Genomic DNA, 22,569 nt, shown 5'->3' with positions numbered 1-22,569 from the left:
ACCTCTATTTAAAATCTGAAGGTAGCTGGTAATTAAAATGTTCGTAAGCGCGTTTCGTGACCTGGCGCCCTCTCGGTGTTCTTATAATAAAGCCTTGCTGTATTAAAAAAGGCTCTATGACATCTTCTATTGTATCTTTGTCTTCACCTAAAGCAGCAGAGACACTATCTAATCCAACGGGCCTACCGTCAAACTTTTCTATCATAGTCAACAACATACGTCTATCTAAGTGATCAAATCCCTGACTATCTACACTTAACATATCAAGCGCTCTTTGAGCAACCTTTTGCCCAACAATAGCTTCACCACTAACTTGCGCCACATCTCTGACACGGCGCAATAATCTATTGGCAATCCTTGGTGTTCCTCTTGATCTTCTGGCCACTTCAAAACAGCCTGAATGATCAAGGTCCATGCCCATTTTTCCAGCTGATCGTGCAACAATCGTTGTTAATGACTCTACATCATAAAACTCAAGCCTTTGGACAATGCCAAACCTATCACGTAGGGGGGACGTTAATAACCCTGCACGCGTAGTTGCTCCGACAAGCGTAAAGGGAGGGAGTTCAATTTTAATTGATCTTGCTGCTGGCCCCTCACCAATCATAATGTCCAACTGGTAATCTTCCATAGCAGGATAAAGAACTTCTTCTATCGCTGGACTTAGTCTATGAATTTCATCAATAAAGAGAATATCCCCTTCGTTCAAATTCGTAAGTAAAGCGGCTAAGTCCCCTGCTCTCTCAAGCACTGGACCTGATGTTGTTCTCACCTCAGCACCCATTTCATTGCCGATAATATTAGCCAGTGTTGTTTTACCAAGGCCTGGTGGTCCAAATATCAAAGTATGATCAAGCGGCTCTTCACGCTGACGAGCTGCTTGAATGAAAATCTCCATTTGTTCTTTAACAACTGGCTGACCGATATATTCGGCAAGTGTTTGAGGGCGTATTGCCCTATCTACCTGTCTATCATTGCCCTTAAGTTCAGCTGAAATAATGCGATCCTGTTCAATCATCTATTAATTCCTAAGCATGCTTTTCAGTGCTGCCTTGATGACATCTTCGCTATTTGCAGAATCTATCGGTACGCCCGCTATCGCTTTTGCTGCCTCTTGTGGTTTGTAGCCAAGAGATATAAGTGCAGCTTCCGCTTCTTGTCTAGGATCAGCTTGAACTTGGCGTAAAACTGCTGGAGCTGAAAATAAATCACTTTTTGCTGCTTGTCCAAGCTTGTCTCTGAGCTCAATAATCAAGCGTTCAGCTGTTTTTTTACCCACTCCTGGTATGCGTGTAAGGGCAGACACATCGGACTCTTGTACGTTGTTAATTAGCTCTTCTGATGACATGCTTGATAAAATAGCGAGTGCCATCTTTGGGCCTATACCATTAACTTTGATAAGAACGCGAAATAAAGCGCGCTCATTTTTATCAATAAAACCGTATAAAGTATGGGAATCTTCTTTTACTAATAGATGGGTATAAAGAGTAACCTGCCCGCCAACTTGAGGAAGGTCATAAATGGTCGTCATTGAGGCGCTTACTTCATATCCAATACCAGCCACATCGACTAATAGTTCAGGAGGTGCCTTTTCTATCAGGGTGCCGACTATTCGTCCGATCACAGTGTTTTCCTTACATCTTGCTCTGTCCAACGCTTAGAGGTACGTCCAGCTCGTTTACCAACACCATACTCTAAACCTCCTGAGGTTCGTGTATTTGCATGGCATAAGGCAATGGCTAACGCATCGGCCGCATCGGCTTGAGGTTTTGATTCTAAGTGAAGTAACAATTGAACCATCATTTGAACTTGTGTTTTGTCTGCGTTGCCATTTCCTACAACAGACTGTTTTACTCGTCTTGCAGCGTATTCGTGGACAACCAAATCTTGAAGAGATGCAGCCACAATAGCTGCCCCTCTCGCTTGACCAAGCTTTAAGGCAGAATTGGCATTTTTAGCTAGGAACACTTCTTCTATAGCAAACTCGTGCGGTTCATACTCACTTAACAATGTAGAGACGCCTTGGTAAATATACTTTAGTCTAACCGATAGCGCCTCATCCGGTAGCCGAATACAGCCACTAGTCACATAAACGGATTTACCATTTGTGATATCGACAACACCAAACCCGGTAATCCGGGATCCAGGGTCAATCGCTAAAATTCTGGTCGTCGACATTCTTCTCGCGCCTTTTATAATTACTGTATATTTCAACAGCCCTTTACAAAGTATGCAATGTAAAAATATAAAAAAGGTCGCTAATTAGCGACCTTTTACGTTTTACTTTCAAATTATTAACATAACTTACTGTTTTAAAATAAGTTAAAAGCAAACACTAGGATTCAACAACCGGTTTTCTAACTCGAATGTTTAGCTCTTTTAGTTGTTTCTCGCTTACCTCACCAGGTGCTTGGGTCAATAGACAAGTCGCACTCTGAGTTTTAGGGAAAGCTATAACGTCACGAATTGAGCTTGAACCAGTCATCAGCATTACTAGGCGGTCAAGGCCAAATGCTAAACCGCCATGCGGAGGCGCACCAAACTTCAATGCATCGAGCAAGAAGCCAAATTTCTCTTCCTGCTCTTCTTTAGTAATATTCAATAACTCAAATACGGTTTCTTGCATTGAAGACTGGTGAATACGAATAGAGCCGCCACCAAGTTCAGTGCCGTTAAGAACCATGTCATAAGCTTGTGACAACGCAGTTAATGGGTTTGCTTTTAGGTCTTCTGGTGAGCAAGAAGGCGCTGTGAATGGGTGGTGAATTGCGGTAATTCCGCCATCACTTGTTTCTTCAAACATTGGGAAGTCAACAACCCATAATGGTGCCCACTGGCAAGTATATAGATCTAGGTCTTCACCTAGTTTGCAACGAAGCGCGCCAAGAGCTTCATTCACAACTCGTTCAGAATCTGCGCCGAAGAAGATCAAATCACCATCTTGTGCTTCAAGGCGTTCTAGCAACGCAGCACGTACCTCAACAGGCAAGAACTTAACGATTGGAGATTGAAGGCCTTCTTCAAGGTTGGATTTATCATTGACCTTGATGTAAGCCAATCCTTTAGCGCCATAGATGCTAACGAATTTAGTGTAATCGTCGATCTGTTTACGAGTTAAGGCGTTACCACCAGGGACTTTCAGTGCTGCTACGCGACCTTTGGGGTCTGTCGCTGGCCCTGAGAAGACTTTAAAGTCAACATTCGCCATTAAATCAGAGACAGTAACTATAGTTAGCGGAATACGAAGATCTGGTTTGTCGCTACCGTAGGTTTCCATCGCTTCCGAATAAGGCATACGAGGGAAAGTGCCTAGGTCTACATTCATTAACTCTTTGAATAGACCAACAATCATGTCTTCCGTCATCGCCATGATTTCTTTTTCGCTCATGAAAGATGTTTCAATATCTACTTGAGTGAACTCAGGCTGACGATCGGCGCGTAAATCTTCATCGCGGAAACATTTAGCAATTTGGTAGTAACGATCAAAACCAGACACCATTAAAAGCTGTTTAAATAGCTGTGGAGACTGAGGAAGAGCGAAGAAGCTTCCCTGTTGTGTACGACTAGGAACCAAATAGTCACGTGCGCCTTCAGGAGTAGCACGAGTCAAGATTGGTGTTTCAATATCCAAGAAACCATTTTCATCTAAATAACGACGCAATACAGAAGTAACTTTTGAACGGAAACGCATTTTTTGCTGAATTTCAGGGCGACGCAAATCGATGAAACGATTTTTCAAACGCACGTCTTCACCAACAGACTGATGCTCATCAAGCTGGAATGGTGGTGTTTTAGCGGCATTTAGAATTTCTAAGTCAGTACCAAGAACTTCGATTTCGCCAGTGTTCATATTTGGGTTGACTGTGCCTTCTGGGCGAGCACGAACCAAGCCTTTTAATTTGACAACAAACTCGTTACGAACACTGTCTGCCAAAGCAAAGCTTTCTGCGCGATCTGGGTCAAAAACAACTTGCGTAATACCTTCACGGTCACGGACGTCTAGGAAAATAACGCCACCGTGATCTCGGCGACGATGAACCCAACCGCATAGGGTTATTTCTTGTGAAATGTTAGAAGCATTTAACTCGCCGCAATAATGGCTGCGCATAATTTCTTTTCCTATTACTATCTCAGTAAGAGAGTGATGTGTTCTTAGAGTGCCTTCCACCAAGTTAAACAATGTGTTTTATGCTAAATGGAAGAGCTGAATAATTTAAGGCAAAACATTATATGCGAACATAAGCCGACTCTCTAGGGGCTGGCCTAAATTTGTCGGCTACAATATTCGCTATTAACTGATACTGGTTATTTCGTAAGCCGCTTGCTTGCCATTTTGCAACAATTCGACCTCTTCACCTACCATTTTTCCTAGCAGTGCTTTTCCAACAGGGCTTGATATCGTGACGAGATAAATAGATTTGCCATTTATCTCGACCGTTAGACCACCTGCGCAGGGAGAAATTATGAAATATTTTTCAACTTCATTGACTGAGTCAATTATCTTTAGTGCTACTAGGCACCATAACTCAATAGCGTCATCTTCATTAAAAATATCAAATGTTTTTTTATTGAAAAACAACCAATCTTTTTCACATTCGAGAACTCGCTTTGATTGGCCATGAGCCAAATATGAAGCCTCTAACCCAAAGGTATCGTATTTATTTTCAGCCACACTTTCTTCATTGGTCGCAGCATCATGGGCTTGTTTGGCAGCCCATTTGGCGGTTTTGAAGCGCTGTAATAATGCATCAGTAATGGCTTGATAAACCTTTTTTTTATCCACTTTTAAGTCTACTTAATATTGATGCATGTATTGTAATGATTCACGCCAATAAGAGAAGCAACTCATAAATACTGTCAATGCACGCAAGAAAAATGACAAGGATTATGACTTTATGGTGTTGTGCGATCTGTTAGTTGACACTGTCAACTATTAGGAATATATTGATAATCGTTCTCATATAAAAGGGCTTCATACATTATTAAAGAGGGTTGCATGAAGGAAAATATTGGCGAGTCGGTTCACCGGCTTCTGCATCTCTATCGACATCAAGTGCGCAGCGCTGCATTAGAGGCAAATGTCTCTATGCCAGTGACTCATATACGCTCTCTAAAGTGTGTAAATAAGATCAACAACTGCAGCGCAAAGGATATTTCTGACCGACTTTCATTAGATAAATCTCAGGTTACACGAGTTCTAAAAGAATTGCTTACAAGCAATTATATAACGAAAGTTCGCAACCCAGAAAACCACCGAAGCCAGTTATTGAGTTTAACTGATCTAGGTCATGAGCAACTATCAAAAATAACCACCTTAGAACAGGCAGCAGTCGAAAGAATGACGCGAAATTTAACAGATCAGCAAATAAACGATTTTATACGTATTTCGGACACCATGATAAGCGACTGCGTTTCATTATCTAAATGCGACAAACAGAATTAAGGAGACCGCCATGAGCAAGCCACAATCACGAGAACTAGTTGTTATTAAAAAAGCATACATTACCCCTCATATGTTGCGTGTAACCTTGGGTGGCGACGAAATTAATACCATTCCTGAAGATCAAGAAAGTGGATATGTAAAACTTATATTCCCCACAGAAAATCAAAAACCATTGTTCCGTACTTATACTATTCGCCATCAGAGAGAGGATGAAATTGATATTGATTTTGTCCTGCATGAAGATGGAGGTCCTGCATCAACTTGGGCGAAACAGGCTCATCCAAATGATAGAATTCTTGTTGGTGGGCCTGGGCCCAAAAAGCTCATTGAAGAGTCTGCACAATGGCAGATCATCGTAGGGGATATGACAGCCCTACCCGCGATCAGTGTCAATTTAGAAAAATTACCGCATGATGCTAAAGGGTATGCAATCTTAGAAGTTATTTCTGAAGATGATATTCAACCCTTAAAGCACCCAGAAGGTATTGAGTTGAAATGGGTAATTAATCCACATCCTGGTGAAAATAACAGCTTGTTACTTGAGGTAGTAAAATCGCTTTCATGGCCTAAAGGAAGTGTATCCGTATGGGTCGCCTGTGAATTTACTAATATGAAAGCACTGCGCTCATTCTTTAAAGTCGAAAAAGAAATTGAAAAAGATAAATTTTACATTTCTAGCTATTGGAAGTTTGGTAGTAATGAAGATCAGCATAAAGTGGTTAAACGGGTGGACCTTGAAGAAACCGCCTAGTCCACTTGTTACAAAAACAAAAAAGCCAGTTCATTATATGTGAACTGGCTTTTTCACTATTTCACTCACTTATAGCACTACACTTTCTACAATCAACTCAACCACTTCATCTAGCGATGTTTCTGTAATTTCAGAGTCAGAAATTACTGAATCGGCGACTAAAAAGGCAATGCCCGTCTGGCGAATCAAATCAGCTTCTTGTGCAGTTGCATCCGCCTTGACCAATGCAACAACGCCTTGACGCAACAACAGACGCTCAAGAGCGTCACTTTGCGCTAAGACATTGGCTGACAATGCAATAATCGCAGGCTTTTGCCCAAGTCGAGCTGCACGATCTTCTGCAGTAACTACTGTTTCTTGATCTAGTTCAGCTACAGCCTCTTCAACCATCCCAGCACCGACCGTTACATTGGTTAAACGGTCGATAATAATAAGTGCACCAGTAAAACGACTATCTGTGTATTCATCAAACGCAACAGGTGCATCGAATTGAATAACAGCATCACCAATACCATTTAACTCTAGTGAATCGATGTCGCTGACTTCGAGTGTATTAACATCAACTCTATGATTAAAGTGATGAATTTTACCGGGCACAGTTTGTGTTCCGAGCTTGAAATCATACAATTTACCAGGCACCAGTGGATGATCAGCCATCCAGACAATTGAAGAGCGGAGCGTCGTCGCGATCAGAGGTTCTTGACCAAGGTGCGAAAGCATATCGCCACGGCTGATATCAATCTCATCTTCCAGTGTAATAGTAACCGCCTGCCCTGCTTTTGCTGTTTCTAGATCGCCATCAAAGGTGACAATTCTTTCTACAGTCGACGTTTTTCCAGATGGCAAGGCAACCACTTTGTCGCCAGGCTTCACAACTCCTGCCGCAATGGTTCCAGAGAAACCACGGAAGTCTAAATTCGGGCGATTAACATATTGAACAGGGAATCGGAATGAGTCACGCTTAACATCACGGTTGATCTGTACGGTTTCTAGGATAGACATCAATGACCCACCCTGATACCAAGGTGTGCTTTCCGAAGCATTTACCACGTTATCGCCACGTAATGCTGACATGGGTACAAAATGAATATCTTCCGGTTGGCGATCGCCAAGTTGACCAATGAATTTCAAATAGTCCGCTTTGATTTGCTCATACTTCTCCTCAGAGAAATCAACCAAATCCATTTTATTAATAGCAACAACAACATGCTTAATTCCCAATAGAGAAGCAATATAGCTGTGGCGACGAGTCTGGGTTTGAACCCCATAACGCGCATCAATCAAAATAATAGCAAGGTCACAAGTTGATGCCCCTGTTGCCATATTACGAGTGTATTGCTCATGTCCGGGGGTGTCAGCGATAATGAACTTACGTTTTTCAGTAGAAAAATAGCGATAAGCGACATCTATCGTGATGCCCTGCTCACGCTCTGCTTGCAGACCATCAACAAGTAAAGCCAAATCAACTTCTTCACCCTGTGTGCCGGATTTTTTACTATCACGTTTAACAGCATCTAGGTGGTCTTCATAAATTAACTTAGAGTCATGAAGTAAGCGGCCAATTAAGGTACTTTTGCCGTCGTCGACGTTGCCGCATGTAAGAAGACGTAATAAGTCTTTTTCTTCATGTTGTTTCAAATAACCAAGTATGTCTTGGCTGATCAATTCTGATTGGTGAGACATTCTTTCTTTACTCCAAACTTAGAAATAGCCCTGTTTCTTCTTCTCTTCCATTGACCCAGATGAATCATGGTCGATCATTCGCCCTTGTCGCTCAGAGCTTCTTGTTAGTAGCATTTCCTGAATAATTTCAGGCAGAGATGCTGCTTCAGACTCCACAGCCCCGGTTAATGGGTAGCAGCCTAGTGTACGAAAGCGGACTGATTTCATTTCAGGTACTTCGCCATTCAAAGGCATACGCTCATCATCGACCATGATTAAAGTGCCATCACGCTCTACAACTGGGCGCTTCTCTGAAAAATAAAGAGGAACAATTGGAATACTTTCCAGATAAATGTATTGCCAAATATCCAATTCGGTCCAGTTTGATAACGGGAAAACACGGATGCTCTCTCCTTTATTAACTTTTCCATTATAAATATTCCACAATTCTGGACGCTGATTTTTTGGGTCCCAGCGATGCTGTTTATCACGGAAAGAATAAACGCGCTCTTTGGCGCGAGATTTTTCTTCGTCACGTCTAGCGCCACCAAAAGCAGCATCAAAGCCATATTTGTCTAAAGCTTGTTTTAAGCCTTGGGTTTTCATTACATCGGTATGCTTTGAACTACCATGTGTGAAAGGTCCAATGCCTTGCTCAATACCCTCTTGGTTTTGATGAACAATAAGCTCTAGGCCAAGTTTTGCGACCATTTCATCGCGAAATGAAATCATCTCTTTAAACTTCCAGCCAGTATCCACATGCATAAGTGGAAATGGCGGTTTGCCTGGATAGAATGCCTTCATAGCAAGGTGCAGCATTACAGCTGAATCTTTACCGATAGAATAAAGCATTACCGGGTTATCAAATTCAGCCGCAACCTCACGTATTATGTGAATGCTTTCGGCTTCTAGTTGTTTTAAGTGAGTAAGTCTTGCCTCTGTCATAATTTCCCATCTCTATATATCAGGATTCAGCATTTTCCAAACTATAACATGCCTTAAAGTTATAAAAATAACCCCATCTAGACTTTAGTGGAATATAGATATTAAAAAATCCATATGTTGCTAGGAGGTACATAAGGTTTATAGAGGAGTTTAAAAAAGCGAAGACACAAAAAAGGCCGAAACAATCGGCCTTTAAGTAACGTAATGAGTAATGTTATCTATCATTCATTAATCAGTTGCTGCTCTAGCATCAGTTGATTAATTTGCTTACGTAATCGAATGATTTCTGCATTTACCTGAACTCTAAATGTATCGCTAGATTCGATAGCTTCTTGATGTCTAGACAATGTTTGTTCAATATTCGCCATATCAGAATTGTTTGAGCCCTTAGCTTGCGCCTCTATCGAGGCAACCTTGTTTTCTAGGGCCGCTAAACTTTGAGAGACTTGCTCTAAACTTAATGCCTGTGCCTCGTTCTGACCGCTCTGTGAGGTGATCAGCTTTTCAGTAGATTGCAATTGCTTAGCCTGATCGGCTTGTTTTACGGCAATTGATTTCACGGCTTGATCAATGTTGGCAACAGAAGGAACCAGCTTATTAAAGCCCGCTTCGACTTCATTGAAAGCTTCTGCTTGAACCGCTATGCGCTTAGATTGAGTCGACATAGTTTCACGCATTGTCGAAAGCTTTTTTTGCACTTCTTCAATAGCTGCATCATTACTTGCAATGGACTTTCTATTTGTATCGTAAGCAACACCCCATAATTTGCGAATTTCGCTGGCATGGTTGTTTAGTGTTTCCTCCAATGTTTCTCCCTGCTTATTGGCAGAAACATCTGCAGCAAGCAATTGGTGATCCAAATTTTGTATTTCACTTTTAGCGCCGTAAAGCTCGTTGCGCAACTGCATATTTTGTTGCCACAGCCAATAACCGGCGCCAGCAGAAATAATAAGCAAAAGAATTAACAAAAAATAGATTCCTACAAGGCTCTGCTTCTTATGCACAACGTTTGGCGCATGAGCGGGTCTTGCTGGTGTAGGAGTAGTCTGGCTCTTAGGCGTGGCAGCACTAGGCCTTCTTTCGCTGACTTCATCTTGATCCAGAGTCAGGCTTGGGATCTCAACATCATCGTCTTTTCGCATGGAAATCTTATATATCGTTATTAACAAAAATTATGGAAATTAGCTCAAGAACAAATCTAAAGAATATTATCTTTAGATGTTCGGTGATACTATATAAGCACCATTAACTGCTTGATAACAAGCATTTTTCGTTAAATAAAAGCAAGGAGAATTGAAATGGCTTTTGAATTACCCGCTCTTCCTTATGCTAAAGACGCACTAGAGCCTCACATGTCGGTTGAGACGCTTGAATACCACTATGGCAAGCATCACAACACTTACGTTGTTAAACTGAACGGCTTAGTATCAGGTTCTGAATACGAAAATAAAACGCTTGAAGAGATCATTGTATCTGCTCCAGCGGGCCCTGTTTTCAATAATGCAGCTCAAATCTGGAACCACACTTTTTTCTGGAACAGCCTAAGCCCTAATGGCGGCGGCGAGCCAACTGGCGCTCTTGCTGATGCAATTAATGCAAAATGGGGTTCTTTCGAGAAATTCCAAGAAGCATTTAATGACAAAGCAGTAAACAACTTCGGCTCTAGCTGGACTTGGTTGGTTAAAAACGCTGATGGTTCTCTAGAAATCGTCAACACTAGCAATGCAGGCACTCCTATGACAAGCGGCCAAACAGCGATCATCACCGTTGATCTTTGGGAACACGCTTATTATATTGATTACCGCAATGTTCGTCCTGATTACCTTAAAGGTTTCTGGGCTCTTGCTAACTGGGAATTCGCAGCAGCAAACTTCGCAGCGTAAGTCTAAGTCTTGTAAATTAGATCTAGACCAGTCAAAAAAATGCGGCACACTGGCCGCATTTTTATTTTCTATTATTCTGCTTTCATTTCTGCTTGAGTCGAGAGTTTAGCCTGAATGAATTCTGAATGAGGCATGAATAGCAATTCGCTGATCCTTCTTATTCTATGATCTTCATATGAATCAATGTCTCCGTCTGCAAGGGCCACGCGCCATAAACCCTTAAGTAGTAGCATCTTTTGCTCTAGTGTCGCCCCGTCATTAATGACTTTAGTGAACTGATACAGATCATTGGCTTCATCAACCCCAGACTTAGCGTCTTCATATAAAACATCAATATCTTCACCTAAATCGCTTATTTCACGGAGAAAGCCTTTGACCTGCTTTTCTTCTTGCTCATCGACTTTATGATCTGCAAGCATGACTTCCATTAACAAAGCGGCAACCGCTTTTTGATAAGATATTTGCTCGACCTGTTCCACAGGAAGTTTAAAAAGATTTTTTAATGCTGTAATCATTATTTCTCCAAAATACACTCGCGTAGAGCTTCAATAAGGCTATTAGGGAATTGTCGATAGTCTAGATATGGGCACCAGATATAGGGAAGACTAATTTTGGCTTGATGTTTGTCGCCTATTAATTCTGCATGATCAGGAACTGGGTATACACTTTCAAAAGTCTTGCCAACAATAAAGACAATGCCTTTAAAATTATGAATTTGATCGACGGAGAAAGCGATACCAACTCTTTCTAGTAAATCCACATCACGAAATGTTCGCCAAGTGCTGTCATCTGGTACAGCCAGCTTTGCCATAATGGTGAAAATTTTACGCCAATGATTTCCATTAACTTCAATTAAAGTGGCAACATCAGCATTAGTGAAATCTTTTGTTAAGAAATGGGACGGAAATTCCGGTTTATTCGGCAGTAAAAAAATATAATCTGCACTTTCTGTTGACGCACCTAGCCACAACTCGTTCATTAGCCTCTCCTCAAGATATCTAAGAATACAATGAAGATTGATTAATATCAGTATCGTAATGAATAAACACTGTGTACAAATGAGGCGAAAAATAGCAAAAAACAATATATTAGGGTTTTCTTATGAGATATATTAGAATTAGTTAATATAAAAATGAGGACTGAATGATGGACATGATTTTTAACCCTTTAGTTGGTGGCTTACTCATAGGTCTAACAACAACGATTTACCTGTTAACCCTTGGTAAAGTCATTGGTATAAGTGGTATTTTATCGCAATTGCTTTTTTCTAAAGAGCGCTTTCTACCTTTCTTATTTATTGCTGGACTAATTATTGGTGGTGCTGCCTACGGTACGTTAACTGAGCAAACAGTGGATTTTCTTGAAGTCAGGAGCCCATGGCTACTTATCGCATCTGGACTATTGGTCGGTTATGGTACTAGGTTAGGTGGTGGGTGCACGAGCGGCCATGGTGTTTGCGGGATTTCACGACTATCGCCGCGCTCAATTATCGCTACATTAACTTTTATGTTGGCAGCCATTATGACTGTAGCAGTGTTAAATTAGGAGAAATCACATGTCTGCAATCGTAACACTCATCACTGGTATCTTGTTTGGTTTAGGTTTGGCATTTTCAGAAATGACCAACCCAGCCGTTGTCATAGGCTTTTTAGATATTTTTGGTAACTGGAACCCATCACTGCTCATAGTGATGGCCAGTGCTATTGCTGTTGGTATGCTTGGTTACATCATTAAAAACAAACAAATTAAGCCACTTTTATCGAATAAATGGCAAGTGCCATCGTTACGTCATATAGATAGTAAGCTTATTATAGGCTCAGTACTTTTTGGTATTGGTTGGGGGTTAAGTGGATATTGCCCCGGTCCAGGTTTAACTGCTTTGATCAACAATCCTGCTGAAGGTTTTTACTTTATCTCAGCTTTGATTATCGGCAGCGGATTACATTATTTTCAGGCTCGATCTGGTCTGAAATAGGCAGTAAAACCCCTAAATAAAAAGGAGACGATCACAGTCCCTTTTTTTTGGTCTAAAATATGAAAAAATACTTGACCAAAGACGTCCTGCGTCTTAAATTTCGCCCGCGTCATTGCTGAACATAATCCGCACCGCTTCAACTGCTGCGCTAGTCGCTTAAGGCCAATAAAGCCGGATAAGTAACAGCCATAAGTAGGACGGGAGAAGGTAAAGGCGTTTACTTATTAAATCGGTTTATGTTTTGCATAATTAAGGAGCTTTTTGCCCATGACTATTGACGTCAATTCTTTTTACACACCAGAGCGCTTTGCTCGCTTTAAAGCGTTTGCTGAGACCAAAGACACCCCTTTTGTTGTTATCGATACTGATATCATTGATGAAGCCTATACAGAATTAACAAAGGGTTTTCCGGTTGCTGATATTTTTTATGCAATTAAAGCAAATCCAGCACCTGAAATTTTAACTCTACTTCGTGATCGCGGGTCAAACTTTGATGTGGCATCACGTTATGAATTAGATAAGCTGCTTGCAATTGGCGGTATCACACCAGAGCAAGTTAGTTACGGCAACACCATCAAGAAAGCAAAGGACGTTCGGTACTTTTATGAAAAAGGTGTGCGCATGTTCGCGACGGATTCAGAAGCGGATTTGCGTAATATCGCAAAAGCAGCTCCTGGTTCACGTGTTTATGTTCGAATTTTGACAGAAGGAACGGTAACCGCTGATTGGCCTCTTTCACGTAAGTTTGGCTGCCGTCCTGATATGGCGATGGATCTACTTGTACTTGCGAAAGAGTTAGGATTAGTTCCTTATGGCGTGTCTTTCCATGTTGGTTCTCAGCAGCGTGATATCGGCGCATGGGATGCAGCAATTGCTAGCGTTAAAGTAATTTTCGAACGCTTGAAAGAAGAAGATGGCATTGTATTAGAGATGATTAATATGGGTGGCGGTTTCCCTGCTAACTATATTGCTCGTACAAATGATTTGGCAACATACGCAGAAGAAATCAAACGTTTCTTGGAAGAAGATTTTGGTACAGACTTACCTCGTATCATTCTAGAGCCAGGTCGCTCTTTGATATCTAATGCAGGCGTTCTAGTGAGTGAAGTTGTTTTGATTTCTCGTAAATCACACACAGCATTAAATCGCTGGGTATTTACCGATGTTGGTAAATTTTCTGGCCTTATTGAAACATTGGATGAATCTATCAAATATCCAATTCACGTAGATAAAGGCGGTGAGCTGGAAGAAGTTATTATTGCAGGGCCAACCTGTGATAGCGCAGACATCATGTACGAAAACTACAAGTATGGCCTTCCACTGAATCTAGCAATTGGTGATCGCATGTACTGGTTATCAACCGGTGCCTATACAACAACTTACAGTGCTGTAGAGTTTAACGGTTTCCCGCCTCTGGCTTCATACTACTTGTAAGCTACTCGTTTAAATTGCAAGCACACTAAAGCCTCAGAAATTGATTTTCTGGGGCTTTTTATTGGAAAGACTTTCCCGTTGAGCAATAATAATGACTTATTTTTTATCTACAGCACAAAAAGGGAATTTTCATGCCTTACACCCTAAGTGGACTCGTTATCTATCCGATAAAATCTATCCAAGGTATTTCTTTAGAAAGCAGCAATGTCGAAATGACTGGCCTTTTTGGAGATCGCCGCTACATGCTCGTGAAGCCAAATGGTTTGTTTATTACAGGGCGAGAACACCCGAATATCACTCTAGTGTCTGCTGAAGTTATTGGTGAGGAGCAATGGTCCCTTTCACACCCTGATATGCCTCACAATATTGTTATTAGCCCATCTATTTTTGCTGAGCAATATAAAAGCGTAACTGTGTGGGATGATGTACTACAAGGGCAAACAACCAGTGAAAACATAAATGACTGGTTTAGCGAGGTGGCCGGAGAACCTGTACAGCTTGTTCATTTTGGCGGAGCATCAGAGCGTTTTACCAGTCGTAGGCCTGACGCGCCAGTGGCTTTTGCTGATGGCTATCCATTTCTTTTAACAAGTGAAGCGTCACTCGAAGAGCTTAATCGTAGCTGCCCTAAAGACATTGACATGATGCAATTCAGACCTAATTTGGTTGTAAAGGGGAATTATCCATTCGAAGAAGACAGCTGGAAGCGAATTCGTATTGGGCAAGTAGAGTTTGAAAACGTAAAGCCCTGTGTTCGCTGTATTTTCACAACATTAAATCCGAAAACAGCAGAACGAATAGGAAAAGGTGAACCACTGAAAACACTAGGTAAGTTTAGATTGCTGGGTAAGGACGGTGTTACTTTTGGAGTAAATATGATTGCAATGAATACAGGAAGTATTCAATTGGATGACAGTATTGAGGTTCTTGAATATAGAGAGCCGGAGAAATATGTAGATAGGCGAAAAGCATAAAGCACTACTTTCTCAACTCACAAAAAAGGAAGGCGCTTGACCTTCCTTTTTTACACACCATACTTGGTTAGTCGAATGCTTACACTTCTTGTTTCGCTAAGTATTCGTCGTATGTTCCATGGAAATCGACGATACCAGATTCCGTTACTTCTACGATACGAGTCGCCAAGGATGAAACGAATTCTCGGTCATGACTGACAAAAATCAAAGTGCCTGGATAGTTTTCAAGCGCCAAGTTCAAAGACTCGATAGATTCCATATCCATGTGGTTAGTCGGCTCGTCCATAACCAGAACGTTAGGTTTTTGCAGCATCAACTTACCAAATAGCATGCGACCTTGTTCACCACCAGAAAGTACCTTCACAGATTTCTTAATGTCGTTTTGAGAGAAAAGTAAACGACCTAGAGTGCCACGAATAACTTGCTCGTCATCCCCTTCTTGTCCCCATTGACCCATCCATTCAATTAGATCGACGTCTTTTTCAAATTCATGAGCATGATCCTGAGCGTAGTAACCAATATTCGCATTTTCGGACCATTTAACATCACCTCTGGTTAGATCTGTGTCACCAACCAAACATTTTAGCAAGGTTGTTTTACCGATACCGTTCGGACCGATAACTGCAATACGCTCACCGACTTCCACCATCATGTTCAAGCCACTAAATAGCTCTTCGTCGTATGACTTGGCAACGTTTTCAATTTGCACTGCCATACGGTGTAATTTTTTCTCTTGCTCAAAACGAATAAATGGATTCTGACGACTAGAAGGTTTTACTTCTTCTAGTTGAATCTTATCAATCTGTTTAGCTCGTGAAGTCGCTTGCTTTGACTTAGAGGCGTTGGCAGAGAATCGACTAACGAATGATTTCAATTCGTTAATTTGTGCTTTCTTCTTAGCATTGTCAGATAACAGACGTTCGCGCGCTTGAGTCGCCGCCGTCATGTATTCATCGTAGTTACCAGAGAATAAACGCAATTCACCGTAATCCAAATCTGCCATGTTAGTACACACAGAGTTTAAGAAGTGACGGTCATGGGAAATGATTATCATGGTACAGTTACGTTCGACCAAAACACCTTCCAACCAGCGGATAGTATTGATATCCAAGTTATTGGTTGGTTCGTCTAGTAATAGGATTTCTGGATCAGAGAACAAAGCCTGAGCAAGTAAAACACGTAACTTTAAACCAGGAGCGACTTCGCTCATCAGACCATAATGCTGTTCTGTAGGAATTCCCACGCCTAATAGAAGCTCTCCAGCACGGGCATCGGCCGTATAACCGTCCATTTCAGCAAATTCAGCTTCAAGATCGCCAGCGCGCAAACCATCAGCTTCTGTCATTTCCGGGTTTGCGTAGATAGCATCTTTTTCAGACTTAATTGCCCAAAGCTCTGTGTGGCCCATAATGACAGTATCAATAACGGAGTATTCTTCGTAGGCGAACTGATCCTGCTTCAATTTACCCAGACGCTCATTTGGGTCTTTAGATACATTTCCTCCGCTTGGCTCTAGGTCACCGCCTAGAATTTTCATGAAGGTGGATTTACCGCATCCATTGGCACCGATTAGACCGTAGCGCTTTCCTTCTCCAAACTTGACAGAGACATTTTCAAAAAGAGGTTTTGCACCAAATTGCATGGTGATATTAGCCGTCGTTAACAAAGCATTCTTCCGTTTATCATGAGGTAAGTGTTTTTGCTTTTATTTGTTTGTCATCATAAGAGCAAAGATTATGCGGCGCATTATCGCACAGAATGAAGTGACTCTTTAAGGAAGAAAGTGCTTATTGTTAAAAAAAGCGCGAACTAACTGTTACATATAGAGTCAATAACCCACAAACAGAATACAAAATGACACTAACCTTATGGCTAGGTAATGCTAAAACTAATGTATAAGTTGGCTATTTAGAAATTCAATTCATGGCCGATGATATATTTATAACCACTGACGGAGAGAGATATGGAAACCGTCTTAGCAGTAGATTCACAGTATGATGTATCGCCAGAACACTTAAAAGAGGGCTCAATTTTTGGTGCTCTATCAAACCCCTCTATCCAATTTTTACTAGACGAAGGTGTTTTGCACAAAGTAACAAAAGGCGATGAGATTTTTTCTTATGGCAGCCAAGGTGGAAGTTTTCATGCTGTCTTACATGGTAGGTTAGATTTTTATAAACAGCATGATGATAAGAAGTTACGAACTAGGACCATTTGTTTTGGTGAAGCGATTGGCTTCGTGTCCATGATTGCTCTGCATGAGCGTGTGGGCAGTCTATATGCTTTAGAAGATTCTTTATTGTTGGAAATTTCAAGTCAGTTATTTAGTGACTTCCATGACCAATATCCGTTTGATTTTGGTATTTTGCTAATGAACTTATCGCGGGATATGGCAAGAACCATACGAGTACTAAGTAATGCTTTGGTTGAGCATGATGTGCTTGTGAAAAGAAATTAACCGACTAAAGCTTGGTCGCACTGTCGGTTAATAATCGTAATTATCTTTATTTGATGGCTGCGACAACCGAGATCTCTACTAACAATTCAGCTCTTGCTAGTCTCGCCTCAACACAAGCTCGAGCTGGTGCGTGGTCTTTTGGAATCCATGAATCCCAAACAGCGTTCATTTCTGTAAAATCTTTCATATCTCGAAGATAAATTGTTGCTGATAAGATATAAGATCTGTCTGAACCGGCCTGCTCTAATAAGACGTCAACTTTCTCTAGCATGGTTTTAGTTTGCTCAGTGATATCCGTATTTGCATCCGCACCCACTTGGCCGCATAAATACACAGTCTCGTTATGTTTAACGATCCGGCTCATGCGTTGACCTACTTCCATGCGCTCAATTGTTGCCATAAATACCTCTATTTCGTTAAGAAAGAATATACGCTTTTATGTTTATAATTTTATGTGCCCCACTATAAAGGTAGAAGCCCCTAAAATTCCAGACCTTTTTGCGCTTTGATACCCCGTTTAAAGGCGTGCTTAAGTTCTTTTATCTCACTCACTGTGTCAGCAAGCTCAATCAAGGCATCAGAAGCGCCACGACCAGTCACAACAAGATGTTGGTTTTCAGGGCGACACATTAAGGCTTTTAACACATCATCTTCGTTAAGGTATTCATAGTGCAATAGATAAGTCAGCTCATCTAGCACGACCAACTCAACGGTAGTGTCATTGAGCATGCTCACAGCACTTGCCCATGCCTCTTCCGAAGAGACAATATCTGCTTCCCTATTTTGTGTTTCCCAAGTAAAGCCCGAAGGCATAATTTCCCATCGTACATTTGCTTGTTGTTTGAAGAAATCAATCTCGCCAGTGTTCCATTCTCCCTTCAAAAATTGAACCACTCCGACCTTCATATCATGCCCAAGTGCACGGGCAACCATTCCCAATGCCGAACTAGATTTGCCCTTTCCATTTCCCGTCAAAAGAACAAAAGTGCCTTTATCTTCTTGGGCCTTAGCAATACGCTGATCAACATGCTTTTTGATATTTTGCATACGCTGCTGATGTTTTTCTGGATCTTTGATTGCTTTTGACATAACGCCTCTTGGTGCTGAAAATAAAAGCCTTATTTGCTCGAGCAAATAAGGCTTTCACAAGGTGAATTAAATTCTATCGTCTTCTGGGTCGTAACCAAGGTTAGGCGCTAGCCAACGCTCCGCATCGTCTTTGCTCATACCTTTACGTTCTGCATAGTTATCCACTTGGTCAGGGCCAATTTTACCAACACCGAAATACGTCGCATCAGGGTGAGCAAAATACCAACCACTTACTGCGGCGGTTGGAAGCATGGCAAAGCTTTCCGTGATTTCCATGTCAATTTTTTCTTTTACATCTAACAACGTCCAAAGCTTGGCTTTTTCAGTGTGGTCTGGGCAAGCTGGATAACCAGGTGCTGGGCGAATACCTTGGTATTTTTCCTTGATCAATTGTTCATTTGTTAATTCTTCTGCTTCAGCGTAGCCCCAATACTCTTTACGAACTTTTTCGTGTAAATACTCAGCCGTCGCTTCAGCTAAACGGTCGGCAACCGCCTTAATCATAATGGAATTGTAATCATCATGATCCGCTTCGTATTTCGCTACCAAAGGATCGATACCAAAGCCTGCCGCACAAGCAAAGGCTCCGATATAATCTGCGACGCCACTTTCTTTTGGTGCAACAAAATCGGCTAAGCTATGGTTGTATTTACCTGGGGCCGTCAGTTCGTTTTGAATACGCAGGAAAGACAAGCGCTCGATCACTTCGTTGCGTGATTCATCTGCATAGATCTCAATATCATCATGGTTTGCTTGGTTAGCAGGGAATAAGCCAACAACCGCTCTTGCTTGCAACGATTTACTCGCAATCACTTCATCCAGCATGACTAAGGCATCCTGGAACACGCGGGTGGCTTCAACACCGACCACGTCGTCAGTAAGAATGCGAGGATAAGCACCTGCAAGTTCCCATGTTTGGAAAAAAGGTGTCCAATCTATGTAGTCTTTAACTAGGTTTAGGTCGATATCGCTTTCCGTTAATACGGTGATGCCAAGTTTGTTCGGCTGAACAACATTGCTGCCATCAAATGCGATTGGGCCTTTATTCTGGCGCGCTTTATCCAAAGAAACACGGCGACCCGCTTTAGCACGATCTTTATAACGAATACGTGTTTTCTCGTAATCCGCTTTGATTTCGTCGACAAAGTTCTGATAACGCACTTTATCTTTACTGAGTAAGGCGCTGGCCACACCAACACTACGAGACGCATTAGTCACATGAACGACTTGGTTGCGTTTATAGTTTTGTTCAATTTTTACTGCGGTATGGGCTTTTGATGTCGTCGCACCACCAATCATGACGGGCAAATCGAAGCCTTGGCGCTCCATTTCTTTGGCAACATGCACCATTTCATCCAACGATGGCGTGATCAAGCCAGACAAGCCGATCATGTCTGCGCCCTCTTCTTTTGCTGTGCGCAGGATTTTCTCCGCCGACACCATGACACCAAGATCGATCACTTCGAAGTTGTTGCACTGCAATACAACACCAACGATGTTTTTACCAATATCATGTACGTCGCCTTTCACCGTCGCCATAACGATTTTGCCGTTGCTGGATGAAGCCGTATCCATATTGAGACGCTTTTCTTCTTCAATGAAAGGCATCAAGTAGGCTACGGCTTTTTTCATTACTCGCGCTGATTTCACTACTTGAGGCAAGAACATCTTACCGGAACCGAATAAGTCACCAACTATGCTCATACCATCCATCAATGGACCTTCAATGACTTCTAACGGACGAGCAAAGGCTAAACGAGCTTCTTCAGTGTCATCATCTATAAATTCGGTTATGCCTTTAACCAACGCATGACTTAAGCGCTCAGAAACGGGTAAACCACGCCATTCTTGCGTTTCTTTTTCTGCGACTTCGCCGTTTCCTGCAAACTCACCAGCGATTGCTAACAAGTTGTCTGTGGCATCGGGCGTACGGTTAAGCACAGCATCCTCAACTGCATTACGCAATTTTGTTGGGATATCTTCATACAAGGCAAGTTGCCCTGCGTTAACGATACCCATTGTCATGCCTTGTTTAATCGCGTGATATAAGAAAACCGCGTGAATGGCTTCACGTACTGGATTGTTACCACGGAACGAGAAAGAGACGTTTGAAACACCGCCTGACACCTTGGCATAAGGCAATTCGCGAGTAATATCGCCTGTTGCTTCGATAAAGTCCAAAGCGTATCGGTTATGTTCTTCAATACCTGTAGCGATAGCGAAGATGTTTGGATCGAAAATAATGTCTTCAGGTGGAAAGCCAACTTCATCCACCAAAATATGGTATGAACGACGGCATATCTCTATTTTACGAGCACGAGTGTCCGCTTGGCCGACTTCGTCAAAGGCCATGACGATAACCGCAGCGCCGTATTTCATTAGCTTACGCGCTTGTTCGCGGAATTTATCTTCGCCCTCTTTCATACTGATAGAGTTAACGACGCCTTTACCTTGAATCCATTTCAAACCCGCTTCAAGGATTTCCCACTTCGAAGAATCCAGCATGATAGGCACACGAGAAATATCCGGTTCAGACGCGATGAGCTTAAGAAAGCGCTCCATTGCAGCTTGCGAATCCAACATGCCTTCATCCATGTTGATGTCGATTATCTGCGCACCGTTTTCCACTTGCTGACGAGCGACATCCAAAGCGGTGTCAAAATCACCTTCTTTGATAAGACGTTTAAACATGGCCGAGCCGGTCACGTTGGTTCTTTCACCGACGTTAACAAACAGGCTATCGCCATCGATGTTAAATGGCTCGAGGCCTGATAAGCGACAGGCTTTGTCAATTTCTGGAATGACCCGTGGTGTTGCTTCTGCAAAGGCCGTTGCGAAAGTCTTAATGTGTTCAGGGGCTGTACCACAACAACCACCAATTATGTTCAAAAATCCTGAATCAACCCAACCTTGAATCTCTTCAAGCATCTCCTCTGGCGATTCGTCATATTCGCCAAAGGCATTAGGTAGGCCTGCATTTGGGTGAGCAGATACGTGAGTGTCGGCAATACGCGAAAGCTCTTCTACGTATTGGCGTAGCTCTTTTGGCCCTAGCGCACAGTTTAAACCAACAGAAATAGGTTTAGCGTGAGAAATAGAGTTCCAGAAAGCCTCCGTGGTTTGACCGGATAAAGTACGCCCTGAGGCATCGGTAATAGTGCCGGAAATCATTATCGGATAACGAACACCCGTTTTTTCGAAATAATCTAAAACTGCATAAATAGCGGCTTTTGCGTTCAAAGTATCGAAGATAGTTTCGATTAGCAGAAGATCTACGCCACCTTTGATTAATCCATCAACGGCCGTTGTATAAGCGTCAACTAACTCATCAAAATGTATATTACGGAAACCTGGATCGTTAACATCAGGAGAAATGGTACAAGTACGACTAGTCGGACCAACAGCTCCAGCAACAAAGCGAGGTTTACTTGGATTTTGCTTGGTAAATTCGTCAGCGGCTTCACGAGCTAATCGAGCGGATTCAAAATTTAGTTCGTAGCTAAGATCTTCCATGTGGTAATCCAGCATGGAGATGTAATTGGCATTGAAAGTATTAGTTTCAATGATGTCCGCGCCAGCTGCAAGATAGCTGGAGTAAATGTCTTTAATGATCTTTGGCTGAGTCAATGAAAGAAGGTCATTATTGCCTTTTAAGTCACTTTCCCAATCTTCAAAGCGCTCGCCGCGATAGTCTTGTTCTTCTAATTTATATCCCTGAATCATGGTGCCCATGGCGCCATCTAGAATCAATACGTTTTCAGCTAGTCGTTTCTCAATAATAGAATACGAATCGGACTTTACCACGCTCACCACCTCAAAAAATAATATGCAATGGTACTATACCGAAAAGTTGAGCTTGTCGCGTTGAAAAAAAGTAATGCGGAGTTGAATGATTCGAGGAAAGAAAAAAAGCGAAGCCAACCAATCAAGGTCAACTTCGCTTTTTTAAGAAAGC

22 protein-coding genes are annotated in these 22,569 nt (G+C 41.9%); 8 read left to right on the top strand and 14 right to left on the bottom strand.

All coding sequences use genetic code 11. The features are described 5' to 3' along the window. Positions 1-4: 4 nt before the first annotated feature. From ruvB to DFP77_RS09360, 5 genes are all read right to left on the bottom strand, one after another. A complete protein-coding gene (ruvB, locus tag DFP77_RS09380) occupies positions 5-1,018 on the bottom strand; it encodes a Holliday junction branch migration DNA helicase RuvB (RefSeq protein WP_114412031.1) in 1,014 nt (337 codons plus the stop codon). 3 nt (positions 1,019-1,021) lie between these two features. Next, positions 1,022-1,624 (bottom strand): Holliday junction branch migration protein RuvA, encoded by a 603-nt coding sequence (gene ruvA / locus DFP77_RS09375; RefSeq protein ID WP_114412030.1) that lies wholly within the window; start codon positions 1,622-1,624, stop codon positions 1,022-1,024. Then, a complete protein-coding gene (gene ruvC / locus DFP77_RS09370) occupies positions 1,621-2,178 on the bottom strand; it encodes a crossover junction endodeoxyribonuclease RuvC (RefSeq protein WP_114412029.1) in 558 nt (185 codons plus the stop codon). Before ruvC ends, ruvA begins: the two co-directional genes overlap by 4 nt. Before the next feature lie 157 nt (positions 2,179-2,335). Beyond that, on the bottom strand, positions 2,336-4,108 hold the full coding sequence (aspS, locus tag DFP77_RS09365) for an aspartate--tRNA ligase (protein WP_114412028.1): 1,773 nt from the start codon (positions 4,106-4,108) through the stop codon (positions 2,336-2,338). 183 nt (positions 4,109-4,291) lie between these two features. After that, positions 4,292-4,783, bottom strand: coding sequence for a GreA/GreB family elongation factor (locus DFP77_RS09360; RefSeq protein WP_114412027.1), 492 nt, complete (start codon positions 4,781-4,783; stop codon positions 4,292-4,294). A 213-nt stretch (positions 4,784-4,996) separates the two neighbouring features. Between DFP77_RS09360 and DFP77_RS09355 the strand changes: the two genes are divergently transcribed. Next, complete coding sequence (locus tag DFP77_RS09355; RefSeq protein WP_114412026.1) at positions 4,997-5,443, top strand: MarR family winged helix-turn-helix transcriptional regulator; 447 nt, start codon at positions 4,997-4,999, stop codon at positions 5,441-5,443. A 10-nt stretch (positions 5,444-5,453) separates the two neighbouring features. Continuing rightward, positions 5,454-6,194 carry a siderophore-interacting protein gene (locus DFP77_RS09350; RefSeq protein ID WP_114412025.1) on the top strand — a complete coding sequence of 247 codons (741 nt, stop codon included), beginning with the start codon at positions 5,454-5,456 and terminating at the stop codon, positions 6,192-6,194. 69 nt (positions 6,195-6,263) lie between these two features. On the opposite strand, the gene cysN is transcribed toward DFP77_RS09350, so the two are convergent. The 3 genes from cysN to DFP77_RS09335 all read right to left on the bottom strand — a co-directional run bounded on the left by cysN (position 6,264) and on the right by DFP77_RS09335 (position 9,943). Continuing rightward, positions 6,264-7,877: a sulfate adenylyltransferase subunit CysN gene (gene cysN / locus DFP77_RS09345; RefSeq protein ID WP_114412024.1), complete on the bottom strand. Its 1,614-nt coding sequence runs from the start codon at positions 7,875-7,877 to the stop codon at positions 6,264-6,266. 18 nt (positions 7,878-7,895) lie between these two features. After that, on the bottom strand, positions 7,896-8,801 hold the full coding sequence (gene cysD / locus DFP77_RS09340) for a sulfate adenylyltransferase subunit CysD (protein ID WP_114412023.1): 906 nt from the start codon (positions 8,799-8,801) through the stop codon (positions 7,896-7,898). A 221-nt stretch (positions 8,802-9,022) separates the two neighbouring features. Continuing rightward, entirely contained in the window at positions 9,023-9,943 is a 921-nt protein-coding gene (locus DFP77_RS09335) for a hypothetical protein (RefSeq protein WP_114412022.1), read from the bottom strand. A 156-nt stretch (positions 9,944-10,099) separates the two neighbouring features. On the opposite strand from DFP77_RS09335, the gene DFP77_RS09330 reads away from it, so the two are divergent. After that, positions 10,100-10,684 (top strand): superoxide dismutase, encoded by a 585-nt coding sequence (locus tag DFP77_RS09330; RefSeq protein ID WP_114412021.1) that lies wholly within the window; start codon positions 10,100-10,102, stop codon positions 10,682-10,684. A 71-nt stretch (positions 10,685-10,755) separates the two neighbouring features. Here DFP77_RS09330 and DFP77_RS09325 read toward each other — a convergent pair whose 3' ends face one another. Together DFP77_RS09325 and DFP77_RS09320 are read right to left on the bottom strand one after the other, a co-directional pair. Next, positions 10,756-11,199: a tellurite resistance TerB family protein gene (locus tag DFP77_RS09325; RefSeq protein WP_114412020.1), complete on the bottom strand. Its 444-nt coding sequence runs from the start codon at positions 11,197-11,199 to the stop codon at positions 10,756-10,758. Beyond that, a complete protein-coding gene (locus DFP77_RS09320; protein WP_114412019.1) occupies positions 11,199-11,663 on the bottom strand; it encodes a DUF6942 family protein in 465 nt (154 codons plus the stop codon). Before DFP77_RS09320 ends, DFP77_RS09325 begins: the two co-directional genes overlap by 1 nt. A gap of 164 nt (positions 11,664-11,827) precedes the next feature. On the opposite strand from DFP77_RS09320, the gene DFP77_RS09315 reads away from it, so the two are divergent. From DFP77_RS09315 to DFP77_RS09300, 4 genes are all read left to right on the top strand, one after another. Next, entirely contained in the window at positions 11,828-12,229 is a 402-nt protein-coding gene (locus DFP77_RS09315) for a YeeE/YedE family protein (protein ID WP_258861107.1), read from the top strand. Positions 12,230-12,239: 10 nt separating this feature from the next. Then, positions 12,240-12,659, top strand: coding sequence for a DUF6691 family protein (locus tag DFP77_RS09310; RefSeq protein ID WP_114412018.1), 420 nt, complete (start codon positions 12,240-12,242; stop codon positions 12,657-12,659). A gap of 267 nt (positions 12,660-12,926) precedes the next feature. After that, entirely contained in the window at positions 12,927-14,093 is a 1,167-nt protein-coding gene (locus DFP77_RS09305; protein WP_114412017.1) for a type III PLP-dependent enzyme, read from the top strand. A 131-nt stretch (positions 14,094-14,224) separates the two neighbouring features. Further along, the gene (locus tag DFP77_RS09300; protein ID WP_114412016.1) at positions 14,225-15,067 is read left to right on the top strand and encodes an MOSC domain-containing protein; all 843 of its coding nucleotides are present in this window, start codon (positions 14,225-14,227) and stop codon (positions 15,065-15,067) included. 79 nt (positions 15,068-15,146) lie between these two features. Here the strand turns inward: DFP77_RS09300 and DFP77_RS09295 are convergent, their stop codons facing one another. Next, the gene (locus tag DFP77_RS09295) at positions 15,147-16,733 is read right to left on the bottom strand and encodes an ABC-F family ATPase (protein ID WP_114412015.1); all 1,587 of its coding nucleotides are present in this window, start codon (positions 16,731-16,733) and stop codon (positions 15,147-15,149) included. Between the two features lie 297 nt (positions 16,734-17,030). On the opposite strand from DFP77_RS09295, the gene DFP77_RS09290 reads away from it, so the two are divergent. Then, positions 17,031-17,525: a cyclic nucleotide-binding domain-containing protein gene (locus tag DFP77_RS09290; protein WP_114412014.1), complete on the top strand. Its 495-nt coding sequence runs from the start codon at positions 17,031-17,033 to the stop codon at positions 17,523-17,525. Between the two features lie 46 nt (positions 17,526-17,571). Here DFP77_RS09290 and DFP77_RS09285 read toward each other — a convergent pair whose 3' ends face one another. From DFP77_RS09285 to metH, 3 genes are all read right to left on the bottom strand, one after another. Continuing rightward, on the bottom strand, positions 17,572-17,925 hold the full coding sequence (locus tag DFP77_RS09285) for a RidA family protein (RefSeq protein WP_114412013.1): 354 nt from the start codon (positions 17,923-17,925) through the stop codon (positions 17,572-17,574). Positions 17,926-18,005: 80 nt separating this feature from the next. Continuing rightward, positions 18,006-18,614: a cob(I)yrinic acid a,c-diamide adenosyltransferase gene (cobO, locus tag DFP77_RS09280; protein ID WP_114412012.1), complete on the bottom strand. Its 609-nt coding sequence runs from the start codon at positions 18,612-18,614 to the stop codon at positions 18,006-18,008. A 66-nt stretch (positions 18,615-18,680) separates the two neighbouring features. Then, positions 18,681-22,418 carry a methionine synthase gene (gene metH, locus DFP77_RS09275; RefSeq protein WP_114412011.1) on the bottom strand — a complete coding sequence of 1,246 codons (3,738 nt, stop codon included), beginning with the start codon at positions 22,416-22,418 and terminating at the stop codon, positions 18,681-18,683. Positions 22,419-22,569: the final 151 nt, after the last annotated feature.

Origin of the sequence: Marinomonas foliarum, from assembly GCF_003337275.1 — a bacterium.
GTDB classification, from domain to species: Bacteria; Pseudomonadota; Gammaproteobacteria; order Pseudomonadales; family Marinomonadaceae; genus Marinomonas; species Marinomonas foliarum.
The sequence above is the reverse complement of the archived record's forward strand: the minus strand, read 5'-3'. Positions and strand labels throughout refer to the sequence as shown.